The organism is Prosthecobacter sp. GW821-HT29F12 (assembly GCF_058803405.1).
In genome coordinates this window covers 6,937,583-6,963,356 of record NZ_CM179517.1, presented here as the reverse complement: position 1 = coordinate 6,963,356, position 25,774 = coordinate 6,937,583, and the positions used below count along the sequence as shown (strand labels likewise).

The 25,774-nt window shown below is 50.7% G+C and carries 25 protein-coding genes; 13 read left to right on the top strand and 12 right to left on the bottom strand.

What is annotated here, in order from left to right:
• Nucleotides 1–158: 158 nt before the first annotated feature.
• The 4 genes from AC3RLQ_RS28780 to AC3RLQ_RS28765 all read left to right on the top strand — a co-directional run bounded on the left by AC3RLQ_RS28780 (nucleotide 159) and on the right by AC3RLQ_RS28765 (nucleotide 6,413).
• A complete protein-coding gene (locus tag AC3RLQ_RS28780; RefSeq protein ID WP_493032130.1) occupies nucleotides 159–3,515 on the top strand; it encodes a glycosyltransferase family 9 protein in 3,357 nt (1,118 codons plus the stop codon).
• 87 nt (nucleotides 3,516–3,602) lie between these two features.
• A complete protein-coding gene (locus AC3RLQ_RS28775; RefSeq protein ID WP_493032129.1) occupies nucleotides 3,603–5,150 on the top strand; it encodes a class I SAM-dependent methyltransferase in 1,548 nt (515 codons plus the stop codon).
• A gap of 219 nt (nucleotides 5,151–5,369) precedes the next feature.
• Nucleotides 5,370–6,107: an IS630 family transposase gene (locus AC3RLQ_RS28770; RefSeq protein ID WP_493032128.1), complete on the top strand. Its 738-nt coding sequence runs from the start codon at nucleotides 5,370–5,372 to the stop codon at nucleotides 6,105–6,107.
• A gap of 12 nt (nucleotides 6,108–6,119) precedes the next feature.
• Nucleotides 6,120–6,413 carry a transposase gene (locus AC3RLQ_RS28765; RefSeq protein ID WP_493038779.1) on the top strand — a complete coding sequence of 98 codons (294 nt, stop codon included), beginning with the start codon at nucleotides 6,120–6,122 and terminating at the stop codon, nucleotides 6,411–6,413.
• Nucleotides 6,414–6,710: 297 nt separating this feature from the next.
• On the opposite strand, the gene AC3RLQ_RS28760 is transcribed toward AC3RLQ_RS28765, so the two are convergent.
• The 4 genes from AC3RLQ_RS28760 to AC3RLQ_RS28745 form a co-directional block, all read right to left on the bottom strand.
• The gene (locus tag AC3RLQ_RS28760; protein WP_493032127.1) at nucleotides 6,711–7,391 is read right to left on the bottom strand and encodes a toll/interleukin-1 receptor domain-containing protein; all 681 of its coding nucleotides are present in this window, start codon (nucleotides 7,389–7,391) and stop codon (nucleotides 6,711–6,713) included.
• Between the two features lie 18 nt (nucleotides 7,392–7,409).
• Nucleotides 7,410–7,955, bottom strand: a complete 546-nt coding sequence (locus AC3RLQ_RS28755; RefSeq protein ID WP_493032126.1) for a TIR domain-containing protein — start codon at nucleotides 7,953–7,955, stop codon at nucleotides 7,410–7,412.
• Nucleotides 7,955–8,818, bottom strand: a complete 864-nt coding sequence (locus AC3RLQ_RS28750; protein WP_493032125.1) for a macro domain-containing protein — start codon at nucleotides 8,816–8,818, stop codon at nucleotides 7,955–7,957. The genes AC3RLQ_RS28755 and AC3RLQ_RS28750 overlap by 1 nt, the downstream gene beginning before the upstream one ends.
• 89 nt (nucleotides 8,819–8,907) lie before the next feature.
• Nucleotides 8,908–13,242, bottom strand: a complete 4,335-nt coding sequence (locus AC3RLQ_RS28745; protein WP_493032124.1) for an AAA domain-containing protein — start codon at nucleotides 13,240–13,242, stop codon at nucleotides 8,908–8,910.
• 677 nt (nucleotides 13,243–13,919) lie between these two features.
• Between AC3RLQ_RS28745 and AC3RLQ_RS28740 the strand changes: the two genes are divergently transcribed.
• Both AC3RLQ_RS28740 and AC3RLQ_RS28735 read left to right on the top strand, forming a co-directional pair.
• A complete protein-coding gene (locus AC3RLQ_RS28740; protein WP_493032123.1) occupies nucleotides 13,920–14,693 on the top strand; it encodes a DUF429 domain-containing protein in 774 nt (257 codons plus the stop codon).
• Nucleotides 14,690–15,535 (top strand): endonuclease/exonuclease/phosphatase family protein, encoded by an 846-nt coding sequence (locus AC3RLQ_RS28735; protein WP_493032122.1) that lies wholly within the window; start codon nucleotides 14,690–14,692, stop codon nucleotides 15,533–15,535. Before AC3RLQ_RS28740 ends, AC3RLQ_RS28735 begins: the two co-directional genes overlap by 4 nt.
• Nucleotides 15,536–15,595: 60 nt before the next feature.
• Here AC3RLQ_RS28735 and AC3RLQ_RS28730 read toward each other — a convergent pair whose 3' ends face one another.
• A complete protein-coding gene (locus AC3RLQ_RS28730; protein ID WP_493032121.1) occupies nucleotides 15,596–15,814 on the bottom strand; it encodes a DUF350 domain-containing protein in 219 nt (72 codons plus the stop codon).
• A gap of 244 nt (nucleotides 15,815–16,058) precedes the next feature.
• On the opposite strand from AC3RLQ_RS28730, the gene AC3RLQ_RS28725 reads away from it, so the two are divergent.
• Entirely contained in the window at nucleotides 16,059–16,508 is a 450-nt protein-coding gene (locus AC3RLQ_RS28725) for a hypothetical protein (RefSeq protein WP_493032120.1), read from the top strand.
• Here AC3RLQ_RS28725 and hxsC read toward each other — a convergent pair.
• The 3 genes from hxsC to AC3RLQ_RS28710 are packed head-to-tail and all read right to left on the bottom strand — an operon-like array spanning nucleotide 16,484 to nucleotide 19,496.
• Nucleotides 16,484–17,635, bottom strand: a complete 1,152-nt coding sequence (hxsC, locus tag AC3RLQ_RS28720) for a His-Xaa-Ser system radical SAM maturase HxsC (RefSeq protein WP_493032119.1) — start codon at nucleotides 17,633–17,635, stop codon at nucleotides 16,484–16,486. The genes AC3RLQ_RS28725 and hxsC overlap by 25 nt on opposite strands.
• 5 nt (nucleotides 17,636–17,640) lie before the next feature.
• Nucleotides 17,641–19,092, bottom strand: a complete 1,452-nt coding sequence (gene hxsB, locus AC3RLQ_RS28715) for a His-Xaa-Ser system radical SAM maturase HxsB (RefSeq protein WP_493032093.1) — start codon at nucleotides 19,090–19,092, stop codon at nucleotides 17,641–17,643.
• Nucleotides 19,089–19,496: a hypothetical protein gene (locus AC3RLQ_RS28710; protein ID WP_493032082.1), complete on the bottom strand. Its 408-nt coding sequence runs from the start codon at nucleotides 19,494–19,496 to the stop codon at nucleotides 19,089–19,091. The genes hxsB and AC3RLQ_RS28710 overlap by 4 nt, the downstream gene beginning before the upstream one ends.
• Nucleotides 19,497–19,558: 62 nt before the next feature.
• Between AC3RLQ_RS28710 and AC3RLQ_RS28705 the strand changes: the two genes are divergently transcribed.
• The 6 genes from AC3RLQ_RS28705 (at nucleotide 19,559) to AC3RLQ_RS28680 (ending at nucleotide 22,864) form a co-directional block, all read left to right on the top strand.
• On the top strand, nucleotides 19,559–20,215 hold the full coding sequence (locus AC3RLQ_RS28705; protein WP_493032080.1) for a hypothetical protein: 657 nt from the start codon (nucleotides 19,559–19,561) through the stop codon (nucleotides 20,213–20,215).
• A 115-nt stretch (nucleotides 20,216–20,330) separates the two neighbouring features.
• Nucleotides 20,331–20,804, top strand: coding sequence for a putative molybdenum carrier protein (locus AC3RLQ_RS28700; protein ID WP_493032078.1), 474 nt, complete (start codon nucleotides 20,331–20,333; stop codon nucleotides 20,802–20,804).
• 74 nt (nucleotides 20,805–20,878) lie between these two features.
• The gene (locus tag AC3RLQ_RS28695) at nucleotides 20,879–21,151 is read left to right on the top strand and encodes a hypothetical protein (protein ID WP_493032076.1); all 273 of its coding nucleotides are present in this window, start codon (nucleotides 20,879–20,881) and stop codon (nucleotides 21,149–21,151) included.
• 26 nt (nucleotides 21,152–21,177) lie between these two features.
• Nucleotides 21,178–21,675, top strand: a complete 498-nt coding sequence (locus tag AC3RLQ_RS28690) for a tetratricopeptide repeat protein (protein ID WP_493032074.1) — start codon at nucleotides 21,178–21,180, stop codon at nucleotides 21,673–21,675.
• 65 nt (nucleotides 21,676–21,740) lie between these two features.
• Entirely contained in the window at nucleotides 21,741–21,995 is a 255-nt protein-coding gene (locus AC3RLQ_RS28685; protein WP_493032072.1) for a hypothetical protein, read from the top strand.
• A 383-nt stretch (nucleotides 21,996–22,378) separates the two neighbouring features.
• Entirely contained in the window at nucleotides 22,379–22,864 is a 486-nt protein-coding gene (locus tag AC3RLQ_RS28680; protein WP_493032071.1) for a DUF2726 domain-containing protein, read from the top strand.
• Between the two features lie 334 nt (nucleotides 22,865–23,198).
• Here the strand turns inward: AC3RLQ_RS28680 and AC3RLQ_RS28675 are convergent, their stop codons facing one another.
• The 4 genes from AC3RLQ_RS28675 to AC3RLQ_RS28660 form a co-directional block, all read right to left on the bottom strand.
• Nucleotides 23,199–23,450 carry a hypothetical protein gene (locus tag AC3RLQ_RS28675; RefSeq protein ID WP_493032069.1) on the bottom strand — a complete coding sequence of 84 codons (252 nt, stop codon included), beginning with the start codon at nucleotides 23,448–23,450 and terminating at the stop codon, nucleotides 23,199–23,201.
• Nucleotides 23,447–23,956: a hypothetical protein gene (locus AC3RLQ_RS28670; RefSeq protein WP_493032067.1), complete on the bottom strand. Its 510-nt coding sequence runs from the start codon at nucleotides 23,954–23,956 to the stop codon at nucleotides 23,447–23,449. The genes AC3RLQ_RS28675 and AC3RLQ_RS28670 overlap by 4 nt, the downstream gene beginning before the upstream one ends.
• Nucleotides 23,957–24,051: 95 nt before the next feature.
• Entirely contained in the window at nucleotides 24,052–25,335 is a 1,284-nt protein-coding gene (locus AC3RLQ_RS28665) for an AAA family ATPase (protein WP_493032065.1), read from the bottom strand.
• Nucleotides 25,325–25,750, bottom strand: coding sequence for a CHC2 zinc finger domain-containing protein (locus AC3RLQ_RS28660; RefSeq protein ID WP_493032063.1), 426 nt, complete (start codon nucleotides 25,748–25,750; stop codon nucleotides 25,325–25,327). Before AC3RLQ_RS28660 ends, AC3RLQ_RS28665 begins: the two co-directional genes overlap by 11 nt.
• Nucleotides 25,751–25,774: the final 24 nt, after the last annotated feature.

Below are 25,774 nucleotides of genomic sequence, written 5' to 3'. Positions count from 1 at the left end.
ACCTGTATTCTTCTATTTACAATATGGCCGACTATATTTTTGTTGTCTTTTGATATAAAAAGCATTTGCTCTGCTCCGTTTCTTCACAGTAATGGTTTTTCCTGATTGAATTGCTTCGTTTATTATTTTCTAGAAGTTTATTTGGCAGAATATATCTTATGCGATTGAAATATATACTTAAAAGCGACCTGGCCCTAGGTGACATCGTAGTAATGACGGCAGCAGTGAGGGAGCTGCACCTCCAATATCCCGGTAAATTTTTAACGGATATTCGGACTCATTTTCCTGCTGTATGGGAAAACAACCCCTATATCACCCGGTTGGATGATGATGATTCTAAAGCGAAAACGATCAGATGTGATTATCCTCTCATCAACCACAGCAACCAAAGACCATATCATTTTCTACACGGTTATACGCAGGATCTTGCGAAGAAGCTTCATGTACGTCTTGACTTAACAAAGTTTCACGGAGATATCCACCTAAGATCCGAAGAAAAAAGGTGGATTTCCCAGGTTCATGAACGTACCGGGTTTGATACTCCCTTTTGGGTTATTAATGCCGGTGGCAAATTCGACTATACCATCAAATGGTGGAGGAAGGAAAGTTATCAAGCTGTAGTAGACCACTTCCAGGGGCGCATTTTATTTGTCCAAGTTGGAGACAATCAACACTACCACCCAAAATTAGATCATGTTTTGGACTTGCGAGGCAAAACCAACGTCCGTCAGTTAATTCGCCTCATCCATCATAGTCAAGGTGTTCTCTGTCCGGTTACCTCTCTAATGCATTTGGCAGCAGCCGTTGAAACTAAGCATTCAAATAGGAAAGTACGTCCCTGTGTTGTTGTTGCTGGAGGAAGAGAACCAGCTCATTGGGAAGAATATCCAGGCCATAAATTTCTTCACACCATCGGTACCTTATCATGTTGCGCCAATGGCGGCTGCTGGAAATCACGGACGCTCCCCCTTGGTGACGGCGATCTCAAAGACTCTGTAGGAGGCCTTTGCACAAAAGTCGTAGATTCTCACCCTTTATGCATGTCAATGATTAGGCCGGAGCAGGTTATCGAATCTATTGAGAGTTATCTTGCTGGTGATAATTGGTCTCCTCTCAGTTCGTGGGAAGCAGACCAAGTTGCTGGTATAGTCGGGTGGAATGCAAGGTCCGTAAGATTCGCGCAGCCAAAAACTGATGCACTCGAAAACCGGGGAAATTGGCTGCCTAGTCATTTTTCAGGAATTAATGATCAGAATGCAATTTTTAGAACATTTTCTGCCGCCCAAAAAATATCTCTATATCCAAGTCGCTTCAGCGGCCGTGGGATTGTTATCTGCGGAGGAGGACTGCGCTATTTACCTTCCGTCTATATCAATATCAAGATGCTACGCGCGCACGGCTGCAGGCTGCCTGTCGAGCTATGGCATAGAGCGCATGAGGTGCCTGAGGCCGTCCGTCAGCTTCTTGAGCGCGAGGGAGTCACCTTCAGAGATGCCAGCGATAAGAGCCTGATGACAGGAGCGCCAAAATCCGGCTGGGAGCTCAAGAGCTACTCCATTGTTCACACTTCTTTCGAGGAGGTCTTATATCTTGATGCAGACAACATGCCTGTGAAGGATCCCACCTGTCTTTTTGAGACAAAAGAATATTTGTCCACTGGTGCTGTGTTCTGGCCAGATTACGGGCGCCTTGCTTGCGACGACCCAGTTTGGTCAATCTGTGGAGTGGATTATCTGGACGAGCCTGAGTTCGAAAGCGGTCAGATCCTGGTCAACAAGAGCAAATGTTGGAAGGCACTAAACCTTGCTCACTGGTACAATGAAAATTCTGCCTTTTTTTATAAGCATTTCATGGGAGACAAGGAAACATTTCACCTTGCCTTCCGCTTTTTGAAACAACCTTATGCGATGACCTGCCATGGCATCTTCAATCTCTCTGATGCTGTCATGTGTCAGCATGACTTTGACGGGCAACGGCTGTTTCAGCATCGAAACAGGGCAAAATGGAAAATGTTTGGCGAAAACAGGTCTATTCCGGGATTCACAGGAGAGAAACGCTGTTTTAAATTCCTAAAGCAGTTCCGTCAGAATTGGGATGGCAGAATGGAAGGCCAGCAGCGCTGGGATTCTTCCAAGGCCTCTGAAGGCTCTCTGAGCCTGTGCATGGAATTGATAGAACACTGCTGGGAGCTGCATATCACGGGTGAAAAAATATCGCGATTGCAGTTCATGCAGGATGGAACGGTGACCACAGAGTCAGACAAGATAATTTTTTGGAATATACAGACTGAAGCCGAATCCTCGAAACTGATTTTCAGCAATGAGGAAAGAATCGTCGGCGAACTTTCGAAAACATCGCTGAATTCATGGGTAGGAACTTTCAATCTGGGAGCGAGATCCGTCCATGCTTCCGTCAGTGCCTGGCGCAACTCCGAAATCCCACTCTCTGAGATCGAAGATGAAGTAGCTGCCCATGAGTGGTTGTACATTTTCAAACCCGGCGTGCGACGTTTGATGCATTTCGGGAGGCGAGGTGAAATTGCCAATGGGGCGGGAAATCTCGAGTCAAGATGGCACATCGAGGAAAGGAACTCCGCCGTTTATCTTCACCTAAGCGATTTCAAACAGATCAATGTTTCCCTGCGCAAACAGGATCGCGACTTATGGCAGAGCGATGCAGCAGGAGATCATCGCGTGGAACTTCACAAGGTCCTGCGCCTCGACAAAAAGTCCCGACGAATGAGTTACCTGACAACTTCAAGGCCGACCGCTATCGCGGACATTTCCAGTCAATGGTACGCCTCCATCTGCGCAATCTTGAAGGAAAAGCCCGTTTACAACAGGCAGCAATGGGAGCTGGCTTCGATCTTTGCCGCCGCCAGAGATATCCTGACACCAAGTTCGACCGTCACAGTCATGTCCCCCCAGTTCAATCCGCTTGTGGATGCGCTTGCATCTCTTCGAGTGAAGGTCAATTGCTTCGAGCTGGTGAACAGATCCGTCAACAATTCTCACGATGATCACTGGTGCCGCACCTTGAAATCGGAGCTCAGCAACAGAACCGTTTCACAGCCGGATGAATTCACGAAAGCCGTGTCCCTAAACATGTGGCCTGCCTCTATACCCCCCTCGTTACTGGAGGGCCAAAACCCCATTGTTATCATGCAAGGGGCTCTTTCGCGGTTTGATGAGGTGCTTGAATCCACCCCCGGTCTCCTGGAATACATTGGTTCAGTCTCTACCCAGGCACTGATTGTCACAGGAGACGTACGGCTTCTTGCTGGAGACAAGGTCAACGCTCATTTTAAAGTCAATGAAGAGTCTTTGAACAAGATCGAGATCATGCTGCGGGAGATGGGCTATAAAATTAAGCAGAACAACCAGTTCGGCACCTCCATCATCGAACACAGCGCGGACACCCGGCCCTATTCACCCGCACAGCATATCGTGATAAACACCGGTCATGCAATCCTGACCTCGTATATTCTGATAGCGACCAGAGATAAGAAAGACTGATAACCCAACCATGAGATGTAGCGCCAAGTCTGCGTAACCGGCAATGAGGGACTTGGAGAATGCACCCGAGCAGTTAAAATAATTAACATGAATAACATCAAATATTGTTTTGTGACCGTCACTGACTACGCATTCTTTCCCGGCACCGTGGCGACGGTCAATAGTATTTTATATTTCCACCCCAACGCTACGATTTATGTAGTTCAGAATGATAAAGCTCCTCTATCCACCCCTCAAGCTCAGCTGCTGCGGCAGAGTCCGCAAGTGACTTTGGTCCATTCGAAAAGTATGGACCGTGACGACCGCTATATCAATGCATGGGAGCTTAAAGCTTATGCCGCTCATGACCTATGCATAGGTTATGATGTGATTGCAGGGATTGACTCGGATTGCTTGCTGTGTTCTCCAGTAGAGGAACAAATCGTTCATGCATATAAGAGCGGCGGCTGGTTGGGCGGAAAGGATGGCGGTGGTGCCGACTACGGGGACGACTACAAAGTGTATGGCATGCAGACTCCCGCCAAGAATCTGAAATACATGAGCACTTCGCTGTATTTCTGTGCCGTCTCAGCAGAAAATCGTCAGGTTCTCGCCCGCTGGGCTGAGTGTTGCAGCAAGGCAGTATTCAACGGTCAGGGCGCCTACCCCGGACACGGTGACCAAGGAGTTTTAAACGCTGTTTTGTTCACCACCAATAAATCAATAAATGTTGATTTGCTCCCGAACGAGCTTTGGAGTCAGCATTGGGTTTACTGGACTACAATTTCTGACTTCCAGAATGAATTGTTTATTAACCGTTCCGCAGGAAATGAGCGACAACGCGCCTTTCATTGCGGTGGAGGGGAGAAATATTGGCGAAAAGAGCATCGCGACCTTGTGTTGGACGACCACCCACTGCAAACCTACCCATACGTATGGTTTCTGGCGATGCTGTGGTTTGGCAAGTGTCGAGACTGGGCAATTGATCCTTACCAGTATCTGCCGCCTTTAAGTCATCACCTGGTGGAAGATTTGTTTTCATTCTTGCCTCAAATTATGACGGTGCTGCCTGACTCACGCCTTCAATGGGAGAACATAACAGATGATTTACTCAACCGAGCTATCCACGGCATTCGACGTGCATTGTCCCTCGGAGGGGGGAGCATGACCGAAATGATCGGACTGGTAGCTTCACACTCAGAAATTCGACGCTACGTAGAAATCGGAAGTTATCAGGGCGGCTCGATACTCACAATGGCTTTGCGTTTTGAGAATCGAGATATTGATTTTTATTCTGTCGAATCTTTCATGGGAAATTTTAATGGGACGATGGACGGCCATCCCCTGCCGTCACGCAGGCAATTTTTGCTAAACCTCGCCCGTTTTCCTTCGGCTCGAGTGAAACTTATTGCTGGTGATGCCTCGCATAACGTTGCGCAATTTGCCGATCGTAGCATTGATTGCCTTTTCATCGACGGTTGTCATGATACCCCTGCTGTTTTGAGAGACATTGATGTATGGCGTTCCAAAGTTCGGGAGGGCGGCATTATTTCGGGTGACGATTATAACTGGGAGTCCGTCGCACAAGCTGTCAAGCTGCGCTTCCCGAGGTACTCGGTCACGCCTTCCGGCACTGTGTGGTGGGTGCAGATATAAAATGCTGGTTCACAACCGCAACAGTTCTTGCAGCCTCGGAAGCGTGCAGTGTCCAGGAGTTCTTTTGGTCATATTGGCTTGCTTCTTCTTCCTGATATTTCAAGCCAACTCCAGCATTTTTGCAGGAACCGCTGATATAGCGATTTCCAAAACTGATTTCCGGATAGCGCCTCAAAAAAGCGCTGTACAAAACAGCAGTCAGTGCTTTGAAGATGGTCGTTGAGAGAGAAGGAAGTCAGACCTGATGTGGACAACGCCACGCTGGATCAACTCCAGGCGGCGATGGAAGCCGCGCCCAACAAGCGCAGCTACATCCGGCTGGCCGCCATGCGCTGTCTGCTGCGAGGCATGGACCGTGAGGATGTCAGCGAGACCTTCTGCCGCAGCGAGCGCATGGTTCGGCTCTGGATCATCAAATACAACCATGGCGGGATCGACGCGCTCATCAGCAAACCCACAGGGGGCAGACGGCGCAAGATCGCCCTGCAACGGCTCGAAGAGGTGCTGGTGCCTGTGCTCAAAGACCCCGCCCAGGCGGTCATGGAGCACTGGACCGGCATAAAGGTCCACGGCTGGCTGCAGGAGCAGCTCCAGACCGAGCTGAGCTACAGCACCGTGGTGCGCTATCTCCATGACCTGGACTTTCACCTGCGCGTGCCGCGTCCCTGGCCACTGCCCCTGCTTGACGAGCCCGAACGTGAGACTCAGCGCCAGAGCTTCCGCACGCACATTGCCGCGCTCGCTGTAGACCCGCAGGTCGAGCTATGGTTCGGTGACGAGTGCGGCGTGGACGGCGATCCCCGGCCAAGACGCCGATGGGTGCAGCCAGGCAGCAAGCCCAAAGTGCCGCACCTCGGCAAGCATATCCGGCGCAGCGTCGTGGGAGCCGTGTGTCCGCAAAATGGCGAGTTCTTCACCCTCATGTTTGATGGCGTCGACAGCGCCGTCTTCCAGTGATGGCTTGACGAACTGGCGCGCAGCGTGCCACCGAAGCAGGGACTGCGCCGGGTGCTGGTGCTCGACAACGCCTCCTGGCACAAGGTCAAAACACTTAACTGGCATCACTTCGAGGCGCTGTTCCTGCCGCCTTACAGCCCGGACTTCAACCCCATTGAGCGGCTATGGCTGCGCTTGAAGGCCGACTTCTTCACCGACTGGATCGCACGCACCGGTGCTGAGCTTGAGGATCGCCTCTGCCATGCCCTCAATCACTTCATGTCATCTGCCTCAAAGACCGCCTCCATCTGCTCGATCCGGAAATGAGTTTTGCGATATGCTATAAGCAAAACGACTGCATCACCAACTCACAGGAGAAGTCATGAAGTTCATGACCCTCGCAGACCATACAGGCATCGTTGAAACAGAATTGTTTGCCGACACCTACAGGAGCTATGGCATCGTCACTGTGCGGTATCCTGTGCTCGAAGTGCATGCCACAGTGGAGCCGTATGAGAATGGGCGAGGATTTTCACTTCGGGTGCATCGAGTTGAGAAACCCCGCATGTTGGCGTGCATCTGACGTGGGGCTCTTGATCCGCATGCGCTGTCCAATCAGCAAGGTCAGGAAGTGAGTGGGGACGATGGCATATCCGGATTTACAGGCTCCATCCCAAGTGCCGATTCAAAAGTTCGAACGAGGTCAAAATTTTTGTCCTCTATACCGAATGAGGAAGTGTTAGCTGATGCCAGCCCACGGGAGATTTCAAGAATCTCTTCGAGAATTTGTCTATCATTGCGACTCGGCGGTGATGGACTATCAGGAGTTGCAGTTTGTTGTGCCACTATCACGCCCTCTAAATCCGACCAGCAACGTTCGAAACCTCGTTTGAGACGGTCGCCATCAAGTGGCTCCTTCAACATGCTATTGATGGTGCAGAGCAGCTTGTAAACTCCCTCTTTGTCATCATCAACGTACTGGAACTGAGTCAGAGGCGACTTAAGTTCAGATGCTTCCATTGCGAGCAGCACAGGTATAACGTAGCCACCTCCTACACTATTTGATAACGCGCCAGCCTCGAACAATAGCCAAGGAGCTGATTGGTTTTCTGGAGTAACGCACAGAACCCCTAATTTCGCCCCCTTTAACGCTTCTCCGATTTCGAGACTCCAACGCTGGCCAGCGTCAATATCATGGGCAGAAAGCCAAGGTTTGGTAGCGTTTAGAACATCCGGAATCCAGTTTCGAAGGCACTCGGCCAAAACCTTGCTCCTCTTTCCGGACCAACTAATGAACAATTTCATAGGATTTGATTGCCCTCTTTATAGTCCCCACATGGTGTAGGCAGCAGCATTGTAATATGATAGAGGCCCTTGGGGAGGGGTGTGCACAGCAAATCGACCGATGGCATCCATTATCGGTGCCTTCCTGAACGGTATATGTATCGCTGACAAACTCTTAGCATCGATTCGCTGCTGCAGGGCTCTGGGCCAGAGTGGCTTCAAAAGCCCTGGGTTCAGGATTTTTTGATAGTCAGGATACACAACGATAAAAGGAAGACCGTATTTGTCCGCAGCCATTTCTATTTCAAACGGCACCCAATCAGTGTCGAAGCGAGTCGTTTCTCCAACAATTAGGATGAAGTTCTTTGAATTCCGCAATCTTTCTAGCAGTGATGATCGCAGGGTCGATCTTTTACTTGAGTCACGAACTGCCCAGGCCTTATCGTGGCTGTTGATCAAGGCGAAATCATCGTCGGGATGGGCGGACCATGCACGCATCAAGTTGTAAAAGTCCATGTCAGACTTTCCAGGCAAGTTGGTTCCATTAGCGTGAAAAGCAATATAAGTTCCGTTACGGTAAGCCATTATCGTTCCTCCCAGTAGTGTTTGACGTCTCTCAAATCGAACTCCTCGTAGCGATCACGGTGCAGAACGACACGTATTCGTCGGGTAATTTTTTTCTCTTTCGTAGCAGTTATCGCTGATAGCACTATCAAGTTGAGAAGATCGCGGGCCGGAAGTCCAATGTTTGACAAACCACTGCCGACTAGTGGCAAGTTAAGTGTGTCACCTCCAAGCTCATTCCTGGCGCGTTTCCACAAATTCTCCAATGCCTCCCAAAGCATGGAAACATTAGCATCAGCTTTGCATTCCACCGGATCGGCTTCAGCTAAGGCAAACGGGAGAAACTTTCGGCCGACCACAGAGATAACTGCAGTTGTCCCAATCGGGTATTTATTGGTTTTTCCTACCTTTTTTGTTGGAACTGAAACAGCGCTCACGCCTGCAAGTTGGGTCTGGATCTGTTGGTCAAATGTTGCTACTCCCCCGCCAAAGTATCTGAGGAGAAACTGGCCATGAAGGCTATTGGCCGAGACGGGTTTGCCCGCCTGGCTCTCGAAATAAACCGTCATGGGAATTGCACACATGCCCTCTTCTTGAAAGATATCCCCAAATACCACATCAATGGTGGTATCAATGGTTGCCAGCCTTATAGAGATCTCTGTGGGTTTTAGGACCTTTTTGAGGCTCCAGAGGACCGAAAAACCGACAATTATCCCAAGCGGCCATGGTCCACCAATGATCACGCCTGGCACAAACTTGTCGAACGCTTCAGTCACGGTCCAAATCACACTGAATGCAGCGAAAGCATGGAAGGCAGTGCTCCACGGATGGCGTTTCAAACCTTGTAGTAAATCATGTGCTATGTCCCGCTTGTTCGGCTTCATATGAGACCAATATCAAAATTTTATTTAACTCTGTCAATGCTCTTTCGTAGCTGAGAGTCCCGCAATGACATTTAATAAAAGCTTAGACTTTAATTCTGACTGTCTGAAGCGCATACTCGATCCTTCGCTACTGGCTGAGAGGAAAGTTGGTCATGAGCATCTTTAACGCGCTGCATCATTTCGTCAGCACGTCGAAACAGGACCGGTGACCACAATCGTTCAATTTCCCAGCCCTGTGAGCGAAAGACACGAGTGCGGAACATGTCCCATTCAATTGGGTCAGGAGTCTTGTGGAAACGACTGAAATCAGTCAAAACCCCAACAGTGACATCAGCCGGCATCAAAGGATGGATACAGGCCACATCAATGCAGAACCCTTCATTACCCCAATTCACATGTGAACCTGCGTTGTGCTTTTGAAGCAGTGCATTGCCGAAGGAAGAAGCCACAGTGGATGGTGTCGCACTGGGCCATTCCTTGACTTCGGGCTTGGTATCACGACGCATCTTTTCAAGCTCCTCCTGATATTCGGCAAAAATGACAGCCAACGATTCCGCGTAGCGCAGATACGCATAGAGCTGCAGACGGCCATTCGGCAATTGACCTGGCTCAAGTGCTTCGACTGCGCTGTATTCTGCTACAGGAATTGAGGTGAGCACATGAACCGCATCTCGCGCTCGGGTGACAAGCACGTTTAAACGTCTTCCTCCTTCTCGCTGTGATAACGCGCCAAAATTGCGACGGAACTTGCCCTGAGGATCTGGTCCGAAAGTGGTACAGATGATCATCACATCTCGTTCATCTCCTTGAACATTTTCGAGATTCTTCACAAACAACCCTTCGAATGAGTCTCGCCCTTTACGGCGCTTTGCCTCTTCATATCGGCGAGCAAAATCAGCATCCTTCCCTACTCGTGCCGCTAGTGCTTCATGAATGGCCTCCTTCTGTGTCAGGTTAAAGCAGGCCACGCCAATCGAAGGCGGCTGTTCTCCCGCGAGCAGTTCTGCAATGAGATCAACCGCTGCTTCCGCCTCCTTCACATTGGCCCGCTCGAAATAAACTCCATTCACACGATGAAGCTGAATTGGAGCGCTAAGAGCCTTGTTGCGTGGATGTCCGGGAATCGGTTGCAGGCGTGATCCGTAGTAGTGTTCATTGGAAAAGCCGATCAACGCTTCGTTTCGGCTACGATAATGCACGTCGAGATACGCCTCCCGCACGTCAAGATTCAGTGCGGCCGAAAGCAGGTCTTCCGCTTCTTGCTGCTGTTGATAGAACAATTCCTCAGCAGTCTCGGCATCACTATCGCCCGAATCAGCCAGGGCAGACTCAAAGAAGCGGGTCGGAGGAAGCTGTTTTTGGTCGCCGGCAATCACTACCCGATGACCACGCATCAAAACTGGAAGTGCTTCCTCCAAACGGCACTGAGAGGCTTCGTCAAAGATCACGACATCGAAGATTGCATGCCTTGGAAAGATCTGCGCCACCGTTGAAGGGCTTGCCATCCAGACGGGACACAAATCATAGATGGGATCACCTCCTTCTGAATCTGCCCCAGTTGCAAGCATCTGACGAAGTTTCAGCGCCTTTTTGCCTCTGACGTAAAGACGCTGCCGCAGACTCGCCCCTTGTTTGTTCAGCTGAGTGCCTGTGCTGGCAAGCAAACGACTTTTCTGATGATGGCGCCAGAGGAAGCGAATGTAGTCAGTGACCAGTTGTGGCTTTTCGTTGGAGAGGTTCAAGAAAGCATCGAAAGCAGCCTCAATACGTTCGCCATCGATTGCCGTGAGTTCAGGATCGTTTTTCAAGCGATCACGCAAAGCGTTTTCGAGCGCCTGACGGTTGAAGCAGGAACGCACTTCATCGTACGCTGCTCCTTGAACGATTAATTTCTCGGTGGCCAAGTGCATGTTCTGCGGCAACTGATCCAAGGAATTCTGTAAACGAACAACATCCTCTAGCGTCTTCGCATGTGTTTGCCAGTCCCGAGTGGTATCCCGAGCACTGGTGCCGCTCAGCCAATTCGTGAGCAATTGATTTGGAGCCCTTTTGGTGAACAACCCACTTTTGGAGACCAAGACAACGAGCTGATCTAACGCCAGAGCCCAGCGTGAATCACTTTCCAACGCCGAAGCCAATTCATTTAGAGCCTCGGAATCACGAATGCACTCCACGAGCTTTTGTGAACCGCCAAGAGAGGTGAGGATGAATTGTGCCTCCCATATGGTCTGAGCGATTGATGTGCGTGTTTGCAGTTCTGTGTCATCCGCAAGAACTACCGAAGCTGAGCCGGTAATGCGTCCGAGCCAATCGAGAACCTGAAGTCGATTCTTTACTCCTCGATAGAACGTCAAACCTTGCTGCCATCCAGAGTCCAATACGAGGCCCAACGGCAAGAGTGCAGCAGTGGCCGCTTTTTTAGCTGCTCCAGCAAACAACTTTTTGAAGAAGCTTCCCGCCACAGCTTCCCATGAAGTGAGGGCTGCAAGGTGCTGGTTCACAGTGGTCAGGGAAAGAATTCCAGCACTACGGGCACCGGTTAACAGTGCACGGTCAAGAGGGGCTGTTCTAATCGTTCCCACCCAAACGAGGACATCGGACAATTCATCCTTTAGATCTTTTCTGCGACCTTCGGGCAGTGTGGCGACGGTGTGCGCAAAATCAGAATCTCCCAAAGTTGCAAGGTGCCTCACAAGTTTGGCTGTTGCATCCCTCTGTGCTGCTTGTTCAACAAGTGGCTTGGTGAGATTGAACTGGCAGACCGTTTGCTCAGGCTTGGCGCCATCCGTCTTTTCAGCAGCAGCGGCCAGGGCATCAAAAGTCGTAGTGGTGTCGCTGTTCGTTCGCGCAAACAGATCCGTCAAGCTGATGCCTACCAGATTGCGAAAGGGATTCGAGGGATATGACGACTTCTCTGCACGCCGACAAATCTCATCAAGCGTTGTGGATGCTTGCTCCACTTCTGCGGGCATCAAACCAGGCATGCTTTCCAAGGCAGGCAAATCTTCCCTGGTGGCATAAGCGAGCCAGTTCCCTAGCAAATCATGAAAGCTCTGTGTCGCCGGTTTTGTGCTGACATGAAGCTTTTTGCGATAGCCTTCTAGCTCTGAATGGATGGCAGAGAGCTGCTCATTGACGGAATCCAACTGCAGCCGAGGATCTTTGATTGGCGGCATATCCGCCAGGTTCTCCAGCTGAGAACGCAGCCCCATATAGAAGTCTTTGCGGTCACTGCTCGGATCATGCACCACACCGCAAAGGTCTCCGATTCCAACAGAGTCTAGGCGGTATTTCACCACATCAAGAGCTGTTCGCTTGTCACAGACAAAGAGAACTCGTTCTCCACGTGCAAGATGGTCCGCAATCATGTTGGTGATTGTCTGGCTTTTCCCTGTTCCTGGTGGGCCATGAACAACCAGAGCCTTTGCTTCACGCGATGCCAGAACTGCGTTGGCCTGACATGGATCTGCAGCGGAAACGAGCCATTCTGCTTTGAAGTCGCGCTTCTGGATGATCACCGGTGCATCATCCTCCTCTTTGCCAGCTTCATCGTGCAGGGCTTGGGGATTCAGGAATGCCGTTAGTGGCTCCTGCAGTGCCGACTGATTATCCAGCATCCATCTTGTGTCACGCAGAAGCGATTGGTTGGAAAGTGGGAACAGGCCCAGAACAGCACATGAAAGCACAGAGACGTTTTTGGGTAATTTCTCCATCGCAGGCACGCTCTCTAGAAGCGCATCGTTGTGAAATGCGGGAGCCGTCGGAAGATCCAGCAGCTGATTGATTTGCTTCAACAGCTCATCCACTTCGCGCCATGGATCTGTACCCTCTTCGTCCAGATAAATGTCGCCAATTGACTTCCCAGTTTGGCGTTCCAGCCAGGCTATGAGCGCAGGATTAGCCACCATCAAATCCGCACCCTCACCAACGCATTCAATTGTCAGTCCCATCCGCGATGCTGTTCGGACCTGAAGATTAATGGGCATCAGAAGCAACGGTGCCAGAATGCGACTAGACCCACGCACCGCATTCTCTTCGCCAGTGGGTGGTAGGGAGATCAATGGAAACCCAAGTGCCAGACAGGACTCTCCATGATCATTCATGTATTCCAGGGCATCATCTGCGATGTCTCTGAGCTTTTTCAGCAGCTTGGCCTGCTTCTGGTATGCATCGCGGGCCTGCTTTTGCTCATCGGACCATTCTGCTTCTGGATATGTCGGTGCGCTGAATGCTGGCACTTTGGCTGGGAATTCGATCTTGCGCTTCTCCAACAGTGTTTTGAGCGCAGATGCAGGCTCGACACCCTTGAAAAGACTCAGCTCCATCCAGTCACAGCGTTGCCGTGAACGATGAGGGCGGGCATTCATGGATGGCCCGTGGACGAGGCTGGCAAACAGCCGCTGGATCATGGCTTCAAGGATCATGGTGGCATGACTTGGCCCAAATCCGCAATATGTCCATGCCTCGCGCACGGAATTCATCAGACATTCTTAAGAAAGCACAAAGAAGCCCCTCAATAATGCTGGCTTTCATACCACGCACTCCATAGATTTACCTTTCTGTCCTCCCCTGCCCAATGAAATCCATTCTGCTTTATGTCTGCCTGGTTCTTGGAGCACTGAACTCATTTGGGGCGGATACCCCCATTGAGATCAACCTCTTGGATGGTTCCCGCATCAAAGGGCGTGTGATGTCGGCAACAGCTTCCGAGGTCACATTCATGACTGATTTTGGTGTTTCACGCATCCCTCTGGAAAAGCTGACCCCGGAATCAAAGCTGGCAGTCACACAGGGGGCCAAGCCTGACGTGGATGCTTTGTTGAGGAGGGTTGCAGAACTGGAAGCCAGGGTGTCTCAGCTCCAACAGGAAAATGAATCCCTTCGACGGCAAGCCGTAACAGCCACTCCTACATCTCGTCCACCATCAGGAGCACAATCACTAACGCCTCCGGGATCGACCACACAACCAGCAGCAGGGGCAAGCTACACTATCAGTTCAACGGGAAAGCGGCACAATTCAGGGTGTCGCTATTTCGGTAGTGGTAGATCCTGTGGACCAACTGACGGAATCGCATGCAAAATCTGCGGTGGTTGATTCAAAATGAAAGACGGCCTGTATATCGGTATTGACGTTGCTTGCGCTAAGAGCAAAGCTCTTCCTGTCGCTGGACTCGTGTTGCGTAGCGGAATTCGCACACTCGCGAATCTGCGTGAGCAGGCTTTTCCCTCACCACCAAAAGGATATGGAAACCGTGTCATAGCGCAGGACATTCTTGAAGCAAAGAGGTTCGCCGTTGAAGCATATGGTTGGCTGAGAGAAATCGAAAAACAGTCGTCCAACAAGATCATCAAAATAGCCATTGATGCTCCCAGAAGGCCGCGTCTCCCTCATCTTTCTGTCAGGGACTCAGAGTTGGCCCTTCAAGAAGCCAACATTCAATTCATAAAGACGCCCACAGAACACGAGTTTAGTGCAAAACGAAAAGAGGCAGCCGCGCATTTGCAGGCTGGCAATCCAGTGGCCTCGTTACCTGGTGCCAATCTTTGGTGGATGTGCGTTGGGTTTGCCCTGTTTGAAACCCTTACCGACCTTTGGGACTGTGTCGAAACCTACCCGCAAGCCATTCTTCATCACATCAAATACGTAGGCGCACACAAAAGCAAAGATCATGCAAAGCAGCTTGCCCACATCATTTCGATTTCAAGGATTCATGAGCTTTCCACTGAATCACTTCGTGCCCGTTCATGTGGGGCACCTCATGATAGGGTTGACGCTCTGATGTCAGCATGGGTGGCAAGCCTCCCTCCGAGCCAAATCCACCTATTTGGAGCTGCCCCAGGGGATCAGATCTGCGTTCCTAACCTTACCATATGACTTTCAAATGGTTGCGTCTGGCTCTCATTGCCTGCATTGCTTTAGGAGCGACTTCAAATGCGGCAGATGTCGTTCGCTTGGTCACTTGGAACCTTGAGTGGTTTCCAGGGAAGAAACCAGCGGCATCACAGGAGGAACGGGACAAGCATTTTATGGAGGTGGCTGCTGTCCTCCCTCAAATGCGTGCTGACATCATTGTTTTGGAGGAGGTGAGGAATGATGAAGCTGCTCAACGCCTGGCGAAGCTGATGCCTGGCTTCTCTGTGCATGTGACCAGTCGATTCCTGGACAGTTTCACACACAAGCTAGGAGAACAACAGATCACCATTCTTTCGCGATTTAAGGCCGATTCTGCATGGTCTGAGTCGTGGAAGAAGGGTTGGGCCCACGCTCCTCGTGGCTATGCGTATGCGAAGCTGCTGATCTCTGGGAAGCCACTGCATGTTTATGGGCTGCATCTGAAAAGCAACCTGGGCAATCCAGTCGAGAACACATCCAAGCGGGAGGATGCGATGGAGCAGCTTATCGAGCACACCAAGGAATACAGCAAACCGGGTGAAGGGGTGGTTGTGGTCGGGGATTTCAATACGTCGAACGAACAGATCAATCTGGCTGGTGACACGACGTTGAAGAAGATCGAGGCGGCTGGGTTCTTTTGGACCTTTGAAGGCATCCCGCTTGAGCATCGCATCACCGTTCCGAGGAAAGGCTCATACCCAGAAGCCTGCTTTGACCACATCTACGTGAGGGATCTGGTAAAACCCGCTGCTATAGTGCTGAAAGACACACCCGGCAGCGATCATTTTCCGGTAGTTGTGGATCTGGTTGTCGGAACCAAATGATCAGTATCAGAAAATTTGGGCTCCAGCCCCAGCAGGTCTCACAAAGCAGCAGAGCGGCGACTATGAAGCGGCTGACGAAACGACAATTGCAAATGCGATAATGACTGCGGCAAGAACTATCGCCACAGCAATATTGCCTTTCTTCAATTCCTCCCACTCATCAATTGGCGTGATCCGATTCCAGACCTTGACCAATATTGTCAATGACAGCGACATCATTAAAGCGCCTCCGATGCCATATCCAAACATCTGGGCGAAGTTTTGAGCAATAGGATTCATGATATTTATTTATAGGAAACGCCCTGTAATACCAGTTCAGTCGGATAATGACAACTGGAAATGCTCGGGTTCAAAACGACCGATACCCAAAGGCAGAGTCTTTTGGCAGTCCTCGATAATGCGTATGCAGTTGCTGCCGTCTTACACACCTAGCGATTCCAAAGCAAATGCTACGTTGCCTGTTGGGCAGATGAAATCGTTTTGCGGACTTGCGCGACCGCGTGGCGTTTGACAATAATTCCGCATGGCAAAAAAAACTGATTCTGGTTGTTCGTCGCTTCTTGTTGTAGGCGCGGTCATGTTTTTTCTCGGGTTGATGTTCAAGGGAGGCTCTGGCGACAAGAACCCATCCACCGCAACAACTGCATATCCGCAATCAGGGGACTACCAACCCATTCCCCTATCTGCTCCGCCTCAGGTTAAGCTTCCCATTGCAAGGGATGGCACTGTGATCACCACCCCTGAAAAATACGTCCCGAAAACCGTCCTCATCCAAAAGCCAGTGGAAGTCGGTGCATGGGACGGAAAAAAAATGAACGGCACAAAGGTGCTGCCCGTCGGCACGGAGGTGAAGATCAAGGGGGTTGAAGGATACAACCTCTACATCGAGATCGACGGACATTGGCAGATCATCGCCGCGTCGGCAACCGACATCCTTGACCAGATGGCTCAGGCGGTGGTCATTGAGGAATGAGCCGGGATCGGCCTGATGTGATCGCTATACTTGAAGGTGGCAGAGGCAAAGAAGCCCGCACACTCGGATTTCATGACGCAGGATTCGCACACCGGCATGTAAATGTTCTTCCAGTCGCTGATCGATTTCTGGGCAAACGGCCATAGCTCCTGTGGCATGAGGCAGAGTGGAAGGTTGTAAATCATGACCGTCATCCCGGCCTCAGCCAGTATGCTGACTGCCTCGCTCAACGATTCCCGATATTCCCAAGGATCAATCCATAGGACAGAAACATTGCTGCGTGTGAACCCGATCGTTTCCAAGCCCATCAGGGCCACTTGCGAAGCAAAGGGCAGGTTCCTAGCAATGAACCGGGCAGTCTGCACCAGGCGTCCCACGGTTTGCCGGTGGATGACAAAACGGATTTCCACTGGCACTTCGAAGCGTGCGAGGTTCATCATTCCACGCAGAGTCTGATCGAACGCATTTTGCGCCTGCACCACAAAATTGTGCACATTGGCAACATCTGCATAGAGAGGGATGCCAATCATGAGATCGCGAATGTCTGAGCGACTCATTGCTTTGGCCGTCTCCTTGTATGCGAATGCACGCCCGTTGCTGAGCATGTGAAGGGCGGTGTCAGGAAGATGCCTTGCTACCATTGTCATCACCTCCATCAGCCGCCATCCCAAAATGGTCGGTTCTCCGCCGGTGATACAGAGCACCCGTGTGTCAGAACCCATGAGTGGAATCGTCTCCAACATGTCGTCGACGAGATACTCATCGTCTACATCCCGAGGCGGTTGCGAGCACATGAGGCATCGGCTGTTGCACCTTTCTGTGAAGAACAGGACGTTGTGGTGGGATCCTTTCCGATAAAGCACTCTTAGTTCGCCAGCAGCCTCATTTATTCTAACGATGTCGCCATCCTGAAGATGATCCAGAGTGCTCGGGACACTCAATTCGTGGTCTGAGCAAGCATTTCCTCCCACTCGAAGCACACGCCTAAATCCCCTTTCCTTCACTGCTTGCTGACCTCGCAACAATAGCACTTCGTTTTCACGCAGAGGCTCGGGCAGATTGACGTCGTCCGAGAGCCGGGCGACAAAACTGTGGCCGTCGGATCGCCTTTCAAATGTCGCGGTCAAGGGAATCACAGCCAGGATTTTAAAATGGTTGCGGCCTCTTTGTCATCTTCAAGCAGGGTAAGGATGTGGCGTATGACTGCCATGTTCCTGTGACAGAACGCACTTGAAGGACGATGGCCGATAAAATCCCCCTGTGTGCGGTGATGGAAGACTGGATCTGTGCCGCAGTAGGCCTGAAAGGCGCAGTCGCAGCATCCGGGTATTCCTTCCACCATGGATTCATGAATCATCCCCAGCAGCGGGGATTCCAAGAAGAGCTGTTCGTAGCGGTCATCCACAGTTCCCATCTGGAAGGTCTTGTCCCCCATCTCGGCAAGCATCCGCCCCTCGTCCGACGCATAGACCTCTCCGTTGTAGTTGTAAACGATGCCGCCGATGCCGATGCCTGCTGGCGACTGGAGGTCTATGTAGCCTGAAGCACCGGGCATGAGAATCTTCTGAAGAATGATCTGGGTGTAAGTCTCGCGGATGAAAGTGCCCTGCTTGTTCAGCTCCAGGATGTAAGCCAATCCTTCCTTGAAGAAGCGTATGAACTTCTCGGTTTCGTATCCGATTTTGGCCACGCTTTTGACGGCAAAGCCATAAGGGCTGATGTATCGCAGAAATACGCTGTCAAAACCCAGGCGCAGATATTCATCCACAATTTGCTTCGGCTGATCTAGGCTTGCCGCCGTGGTGGTCATCAAGGCCGAGACGGCATGGGGTCCGAGCCTTGCTCTTATTCTGCGGATGCCCTCCTCTGTTTTCGCATGGCTGTTTTTGCCGGGTCTTGGACGGTTGGAGTTATGAAGAGCTTCCGGGCCATCCAACGAGGTGGAGAATGAAATCTGGTGCTCCTCGGCAAAATCGAGCATCTCTTCGGTCAAGTTGGCCAGATTGGTGGTGATCACGAATTCGAGCTTTCTCCCGTCATTTCTGGCTTTTGCCTCTGTAACAACATGCCGGACCAGTTCGAAATTTAGCAGTGATTCGCCTCCCTGAAACTCTACCTTGAGGCAGGGCGACGGGCTCTTGAACATCAGCCGTATGGCCTTGGAGGCGGTTTCGGGCGTCATGTCGAAGCTGCTGCGGTCTTCTGACACCCGGGAGACCTGGCAGTATTGGCATGAGTGGTCGCAACGTAGGGTTGTGACAAACATGTGGAGCGCCGTCCAATCGGGCAGACGTGACTGCCGGGTGCGGTATTTCGCGGCTATCAGTTCACGATAGATGTCCGAATCGTCGTCGGCAATGAGATGACTTCCGAGCAGGTCGGCGTAAAGCGGATCAGTGGGTAAAACTTTGCCATGGACCACCTGCTCAAGCTGTGAGCGATCCATGAACAGATGATCACCTCCCATGCCTGAAACGAAATATCTGCTGTCGTCGAAACGCATAAAGCGGAGTGGCAGAAGTTTGTAGCCTTCTGCCTTTCTGTAGAACTCAGGACTCCTGAAGCTGCGATTGAGGCCGTTCATTTCTGGTCTGGAGTGAGGACACCATGAGGGTCCGAGAAGGCTGTAGCCTCCTCATATTCTGCATGCAGAACAGGATGTCTAGATAGCGCATGTGCAAGAATCAGATCACGTTCGAGCCGGGATTCTCTGGCAACAACAGCCCGCAGACTCTCATCGAGAAGTTCATTTTGGAAGGAATCCTCAATGCCTTCGCAAGGGGTCTTGTCCTTGGCTTTCAGCTCGACTTCTACAGCACCCTCACCGACGACCTGAATGGAGACATTAAATCTTCCGGAAAACCGGTGCGCTGCACGCACGATGATCTCTGTTGGAAATAGGCTCGTCTGGACGCTGATCGTCCTACGCTCGTCAGTCACCTCGGCACAGTCCCTCGGTTGAACTGCGGGTGAAGCGGAGGTGCTCATGGCGGTAATATGTATTGATTTTAGGTTTGGAGTGCCTGTACATACGGCAAATCACCGTTGTCATGCAACCTACACTGCTGTTCCGCCAAATCTTTTCGCTGACAAGCGCCGTTTCGGCTTTGCTGTCTTCTGAAACCGAGAAACAGGAACAGCACTTTCCGGCCTTCCTCGTTCCAGACAGGAGTCAGTTTCAGGATGAGACCGATCCGCCGCTGGTCTTGACGCCTTCGCGGGGCCGTGAGCACGACATTTATCTTGTTGGTCACCGCTCTCACAGCTCACATCGGTCTCACTCGTCCCATTATTCCTCCACGACATCGGGGCACTCATCTCATACTTCACATTACAGTTCATCTTCGCCTACGCCCTCTTACGCCCCTTCTCCGCCCAGCCCTTCAACGTCTCGTCCCAACACTTTTGCTCCGGATCCTTCGTACACCCCGTCTGCTCCAGCGGCGCGTCCTTATGCGCCTTCAGCTCCCGTTGCCCCTGCGCCAGCCGCTCTTGCCCCGCAGCCTGCTCCTCCTACATCCATCCCCCCTCAGAAGGTTGATCTGGTGTTCAACAACGGATTAAAGCTTTCCGGCGAGGTCGTAGCCTATACCAGCGATTCGATGCATGTGCGGGTTGAAAGCGGCAAGGTGTACAAGATTCGGCTGATCCTTCTGACCAAGGACTGCGCAATGTCCATGATGAAGAAGATGGTTGCTTCGCGCTAATGAGTGCCTGAACGTGCTTAAGTGAGGGAGCATAGAAAACCAACCGCATTGATTTTGAAAGTCTCTCGGGGAGAGAACATTCAAGCAGCGTTGTGGGTCTCGATATAGAGGGCACATGAGCATCACCAAAATCGTTTCTGGAGGACAGACAGGCGCGGACAGAGCTGGTCTTGATGTCGCGCTCGTCCACGATTTTCCTCATGGTGGCTGGTGTCCGAAAGGAAGGAAGGCAGAAGATGGCCCGATTGATGCGAAATACGACCTCACCGAAACCCCAAGCGCAAATTATCTCCAACGCACCGAATGGAATGTGCGTGATTCGGATGGCACCATTGTCTTCACGATGGCCGAGGAGATCACAGGCGGATCATTGCGAACCATTGAATTTGCAAGGAAGCACAACAAACGCTGCCTCCATGTGTCCAAAGCAGATTCGGAACAGCCTGAATCAGAGGTGACTGACTTCATCAAACAGAATGAGATCAAGATGCTCAACATTGCTGGATCGAGAGAAAGTAAGGAGCCAGGCATCAACCTATGGGTGCAGCAGGTCTTGAATCGGGCGTTGTTTTCCACCGAGTTTCGGTGAGAAGCGAGAGAGGGATAGACCGAGATCTCTGCAATGATTGACCTCTGGACTTTCTACGCGAAATATTCGTCCACATGGATACAAAAAACGATACAGGAGGGGTGGTCGGTGCAACCGTCGGAGCCACGGCAGGAACTGCTGCGGGAATCGGCGGGGGCGTAGCAGCTGTATCGGTAGCAGGCACGACTGTAGGTTTATCTGGCGCAGGAATCACTTCAGGGCTTGCTGCCATTGGAGGAACCGCAATTGGTGGAATTGCAGTGATTGCAGCTGGAACCGTCCTGTTGGCGGCGGGTGGGGCATGGGGCGGGTATAAACTGGTTCAGTGGTTGAAGGCTAAAGAATAACCCCTGACCCAAGGCGAACGATGCAAATGTCCCATGATGAATTCCGGAGGGTGTGTGATGCAGTCGATGGATACATTGATCTAGGCCTTTTTGAGGAGGCACTGAAGATTTTGGAGGATCTTCCCACACGAGCGAAGATCTCTAAAGAGGTGATCATTCTCCACATCCGCATTCTTGTGAAATCGGGCCAGCCACTGAAGGCTTCGTATTTGGCTGAGAATCTCTGCTTTGGGGATCCTGACAACGTGGGACTGATCCTTGAGGTGGGTCAGTTGAAGCATGACGCCGGCGAATTCACTGAGGCATTAAAATGGCTGATGAGCGTGGAGAGCAAATGCCGCAGTTCAGCTCGATTCCATCTTCTCCGAGCAAAGAGTCATGCATCCTTGGGAGACTTGGAGGCATGTGGATTAGCCCTGCACGTAGCCCACAGAATCGATCCAGACCTCAGAATGCAGAGCTTAAATGATCCTGCATTTGAGGCGATTTACGGAGCAGCTCCGGCCGCATCAACGTCGATTTGACCTTTCCACCGGACTAAGGATTGTTCCTCTTGTCAGCTTAGTCCCCTGCCCTTACCATTTCCATCATGGCAACTACATTCTTCCCATCCGTCGCAAATCTCAAGAAGGCACTGAAAATCGCTGAGCAACTCGAAGCCCTTGAAGCTGAACTCGCGGCCCTCCTAGGCGGTTCATCAAAGTCAGCCAAAAGCGTGAAGGAACCCAAGACACCGAAAGCCAAGAAGACGAAGCGTGTGATGTCTCCAGAGGCTCGTGAGAAGATCGCTGCTGCTCAACGCAAACGTTGGGCCAAGACCAGGAAGGCAGCTCCGAAGAAGTAACTAGCCAAAGGAGGCAAGAAGAGCCCGTTAGCCCCTATGCTTGACCACGACTTTGATCGCCCTTTCAGGGATCATGCCTCTATGGAGACCTATAGGGCATGTGACCAAGAAACGGCCCAGAAATATGGAAAGACAGTCAAGGCACTGGCAATCACGAACCGAGAATACCGCCAACGTTTCGACAAGTTGGCAGACAGTCAGTCCATGAAGCCTCCTCCCAGCAGCGCCATTCACATTATGATGGGCTTCCTCGTCGTTCGTAAACTAGGCACCTCCCGGCAATATGAAACCTGGATGTCCTGCGATGTCTTCGATGAACTTTATGTGACGTCCAATCCAACCACCCCATCTGGGGCTAGGAAACGCTTCGGAGATCCGTAGACATGAGCAATGGATGCCTATCACTGCTGACTTTTGGCCTTTTGGGACGTGGTAGAGCTAGCACCAACCGTCTTCTGGAGAATCCTTATGGCCTGCGCGATGATTTTCTCTCGCATGCCGAACTCTCTTTTTATCACGTTCTGCGTTCCACAATGACGCAGGATGTGACGATCGTCATCAAGCCAAGGCTAGCTGACATCCTCTTTGTCCGCCAACCACAAAAGAACCAAGGAGCCCGCAACCGAATTGATCGCAAGCATGTAGACTTCCTACTTTGTGAGACAGCGACCATGAAGCCGAGACTGGTGGTCGAGCTGGATGACCGAAGCCATCAAAAGAAGGATCGTCAGGAACGGGATCAATTAGTAGATGGGGCTTTGAGGGCTGCTGGTCTTCCTGTCCTTCACATGAGAGCGATGAAGGGCTACGCGCCGCAGGAGTTGTTCGAACAAATTCAACAGGCAATCCACAAGGCTGGTAGTGCTTAAGCGTCCCCTCACCATTCCACTTCATCTGGGGTCATGAGGAACCACAAGTTTTGAGGAGGCCTGGTGGATTTGATCACTGTCGTCTGCAATGTTGAGAATGCCCCTAATTTGCGCCACAGAACTCACCAGGAGGCCCACAGGGATTGCTGAGGGTGACTATGGCGGAAACGACGTTCAACTGTTTAAAGAGCATCCAGCATCCATTCTACGATGGGCACTGGAAGCTCCTCAATGCTGAATGATGCGGCCTGATTCAGTTCCTTGATCGACTGCATACGACCGATAGACCATTTTTAAAAGTTTCTATATTCCGTCTTTAAGCACATCACACTCGTCATTCTTGATCTACGGCAAACTGAACAGCTTCATTCATCGTTGAAAAGAAGCCCAATGGGCCCTGAGTTGTGACGATCCAATAAACCCCGAAGAATTCCATGATCAGTGTGTCGTTGGTCTGTTGAATCGGTTGTGACAGAAGCAGCAGGGCCAGTTGATCGACACGGGGACGCTTGATGTTTCCATTGAGTTCGTGCTGTCTCAAAAGAATGCGGTCGAGGAAGTGATGAATGGGGGAAGGTTGAATCATGACGACTCAACCTCCTTTTCCCAATCGCTGAAGAAGTTTGGTGTGGCATCTTTGAAGTTGGAGTCCTTGCGGAAGAATTCCTCCATCTCCTCCTGACAGAAAACAGTTTTTGGACCTGTGTATTTCTCCGCAAGTGAATGAATCACCTTGAAATGATGGCGAGTTGTCGAAGAGCCAAAATCAAGCAGCGACAGACTTGAGAAATCTCCGTTGCTTAATCTTGGGATCTCACACGTATCACAAAACCGATGGCTGATGCACTTGCCCCTATAGAAATTAAAAGCCTTCCTGGTTATCGGCCGGAATTTGCAGATCTCACATGTTCCATCCAGCTTTGAAGCCCTGAGATAAAGCTCGTCAAAGTAATAACGCTCAAGGGCATCGTAATCGGATCGTGTTCTTAAAATCCTTTTTTTATAAAGCCACGTGGCGTATGAGGGAGCATTGAAGAAGACCCACTCGAACGTCTTCCCCTTGTGCACTCCGAAACTTAATTTGCAGTTCATTTGTCTTTTGTTGGCATAAATTATTGGTTTCTGTCTTTTGGGTGTATGCACTGCTGCAGCAACGGTTAAGAAAACCGTTGCTGCTGCACTACATCCTACACCTCGATGAATGCAGCAGAGGTGTTTTGCTGCTGCTGCACTACTTTTGCTGGTGTTGTAAGCTTCGGTTTGATGAGTGCAGCAGTGGGTTTTTGCTGCTGCTGCACTTCCTTGACTTGATTGGTCTGTGGTGGTGTGATGTCTTTAACATCTATCGACTTGGGTTCAGGTGCGACTTTCCACTTTCCATTCTGCCCCTTGATTATTTTTTCGCTATCTTCTAAGAGTCTCCTTTTAACTGAGAACGTTCTATCCTTCATTCCGTTAAACACGGCACACGCCTCTTTCCATTCACCGGTAGTTAATTCATCTTCACCAAGAACTTCTAACAACTGATCCGTCGTGAATTCCTCAACTCTTTTACCTGGAATTCTAAGCTTCCTTGGATCCAGCTTTTCATTGCGTATCATGAGAGGAAAATCCCATTCCACACAAAACGGATCCACACGCTTAAAATCGCGGAGCGTCATTTCGACTGAATAGACATCCTCTTCCTGGTGTTTCGTAATGATGACAATTCCATCAGGCGAACGAGCAAAGACACCCGAACCAGAAATTCTGTCCATGGAATCCTTACCAGCCTGCCCACCTTTTGAAAAGTGATGACCTACTACGATTGCCGCCCCTGACTCAACAGCGATGGCCTCCAGTTCGTTCATTAAGGAATTGATGTCACCAGCAGAATTTTCATCGCGATCACCTAGAACCTTATAAATGGGGTCGATAATGATCATCTTATAGTCACCACCCCGAACAAGTTCTAAGATGTGTGGAGCTAATTCTTCGATGGATTGGGCACGTCCCCTCAGGTTCCAGACTTTAAACTTTCCCTTCAATGCTTCACGCGAAACATTCTTTTGGCTGCTGATTGCATTCAGTCGTTGCTGGAAATGATACTTTTTTAATTCAAAGTCCAAGTAGAGGACCTTGCCTTGCGTTGTTTCCATACTCCACCATGGCACTCCTGTTGCTACGCTAATAGCCAGGTCGAGCAGCGCAAATGTCTTGTTGGTCTTTGAACCTCCACCATATACCATTGTCGATCCTTGAGATAAGACGCCCTTGATGAGCTCTGGAGGCTTCGGTATGTCTTCGTCCAACAAATCCGAAGCATCTATTATCGGTGGCAGTATTGATCGTTCCAGCCATTCCTTTGCACTTGGGACTGCTTTTTGAATCTCCACTGATGATGACGTAGGAGCACCCATTTTATTGGGAGAAGTGGGATTAGCCGGTATTTCTACCGGCTCCCGCACATTCTTGCTTGGCTTAATTATCATGACCATCACCCTCCTCATCACGTAAGATGTTATTAGCCTGCATATTCAATGTCACCACAGCGTCGTAAAAGCCGACATCATGCTTCTTCTTGATGTAGTCATATATGTCACCCCTCCAACCGCATTCGACACACTTGGCTCCTGCGTCACTGGACCATATATATAATTTGCCGTATTTATCTTCACAGAACGGGCAATTGCACCGCCACACACCCGGCTTTAATGAGCCCAATATTGCACCATCGTTTGCAAGGAGCTTTCTGAATGAGACTTTGCTCTTCAGCTCCTTGGCATCAATTGCGTATGTTTGATCACTGCTTGTGGAAACCCTGGATTCGTTTCCAGGGCTTTCACAAAAAGCGTTTACTGTTTCTTGCTTGTCTTCTTTGACCGTATTCTTTGGTTTGATTTGCATAATACTAACGTTGCCCATTTGGTA

Coding starts and splice junctions, on each gene's coding strand:
- AC3RLQ_RS28780 (WP_493032130.1), top strand. CDS start 159: ATGCGATTGAAATATATACTTAAAAGCGACCTGGCCCTAGGTGACATC.
- AC3RLQ_RS28775 (WP_493032129.1), top strand. CDS start 3,603: ATGAATAACATCAAATATTGTTTTGTGACCGTCACTGACTACGCATTC.
- AC3RLQ_RS28760 (WP_493032127.1), bottom strand. CDS start 7,391: ATGAAATTGTTCATTAGTTGGTCCGGAAAGAGGAGCAAGGTTTTGGCC.
- AC3RLQ_RS28755 (WP_493032126.1), bottom strand. CDS start 7,955: ATGGCTTACCGTAACGGAACTTATATTGCTTTTCACGCTAATGGAACC.
- AC3RLQ_RS28750 (WP_493032125.1), bottom strand. CDS start 8,818: ATGAAGCCGAACAAGCGGGACATAGCACATGATTTACTACAAGGTTTG.
- AC3RLQ_RS28745 (WP_493032124.1), bottom strand. CDS start 13,242: ATGATCCTTGAAGCCATGATCCAGCGGCTGTTTGCCAGCCTCGTCCAC.
- AC3RLQ_RS28740 (WP_493032123.1), top strand. CDS start 13,920: ATGAAAGACGGCCTGTATATCGGTATTGACGTTGCTTGCGCTAAGAGC.
- AC3RLQ_RS28735 (WP_493032122.1), top strand. CDS start 14,690: ATGACTTTCAAATGGTTGCGTCTGGCTCTCATTGCCTGCATTGCTTTA.
- AC3RLQ_RS28730 (WP_493032121.1), bottom strand. CDS start 15,814: ATGAATCCTATTGCTCAAAACTTCGCCCAGATGTTTGGATATGGCATC.
- AC3RLQ_RS28725 (WP_493032120.1), top strand. CDS start 16,059: ATGGCAAAAAAAACTGATTCTGGTTGTTCGTCGCTTCTTGTTGTAGGC.
- hxsB (WP_493032093.1), bottom strand. CDS start 19,092: ATGAACGGCCTCAATCGCAGCTTCAGGAGTCCTGAGTTCTACAGAAAG.
- AC3RLQ_RS28710 (WP_493032082.1), bottom strand. CDS start 19,496: ATGAGCACCTCCGCTTCACCCGCAGTTCAACCGAGGGACTGTGCCGAG.
- AC3RLQ_RS28705 (WP_493032080.1), top strand. CDS start 19,559: ATGCAACCTACACTGCTGTTCCGCCAAATCTTTTCGCTGACAAGCGCC.
- AC3RLQ_RS28700 (WP_493032078.1), top strand. CDS start 20,331: ATGAGCATCACCAAAATCGTTTCTGGAGGACAGACAGGCGCGGACAGA.
- AC3RLQ_RS28695 (WP_493032076.1), top strand. CDS start 20,879: ATGGATACAAAAAACGATACAGGAGGGGTGGTCGGTGCAACCGTCGGA.
- AC3RLQ_RS28690 (WP_493032074.1), top strand. CDS start 21,178: ATGTCCCATGATGAATTCCGGAGGGTGTGTGATGCAGTCGATGGATAC.
- AC3RLQ_RS28685 (WP_493032072.1), top strand. CDS start 21,741: ATGGCAACTACATTCTTCCCATCCGTCGCAAATCTCAAGAAGGCACTG.
- AC3RLQ_RS28680 (WP_493032071.1), top strand. CDS start 22,379: ATGAGCAATGGATGCCTATCACTGCTGACTTTTGGCCTTTTGGGACGT.
- AC3RLQ_RS28675 (WP_493032069.1), bottom strand. CDS start 23,450: ATGATTCAACCTTCCCCCATTCATCACTTCCTCGACCGCATTCTTTTG.
- AC3RLQ_RS28670 (WP_493032067.1), bottom strand. CDS start 23,956: ATGAACTGCAAATTAAGTTTCGGAGTGCACAAGGGGAAGACGTTCGAG.
- AC3RLQ_RS28665 (WP_493032065.1), bottom strand. CDS start 25,335: ATGATAATTAAGCCAAGCAAGAATGTGCGGGAGCCGGTAGAAATACCG.
- AC3RLQ_RS28660 (WP_493032063.1), bottom strand. CDS start 25,750: ATGCAAATCAAACCAAAGAATACGGTCAAAGAAGACAAGCAAGAAACA.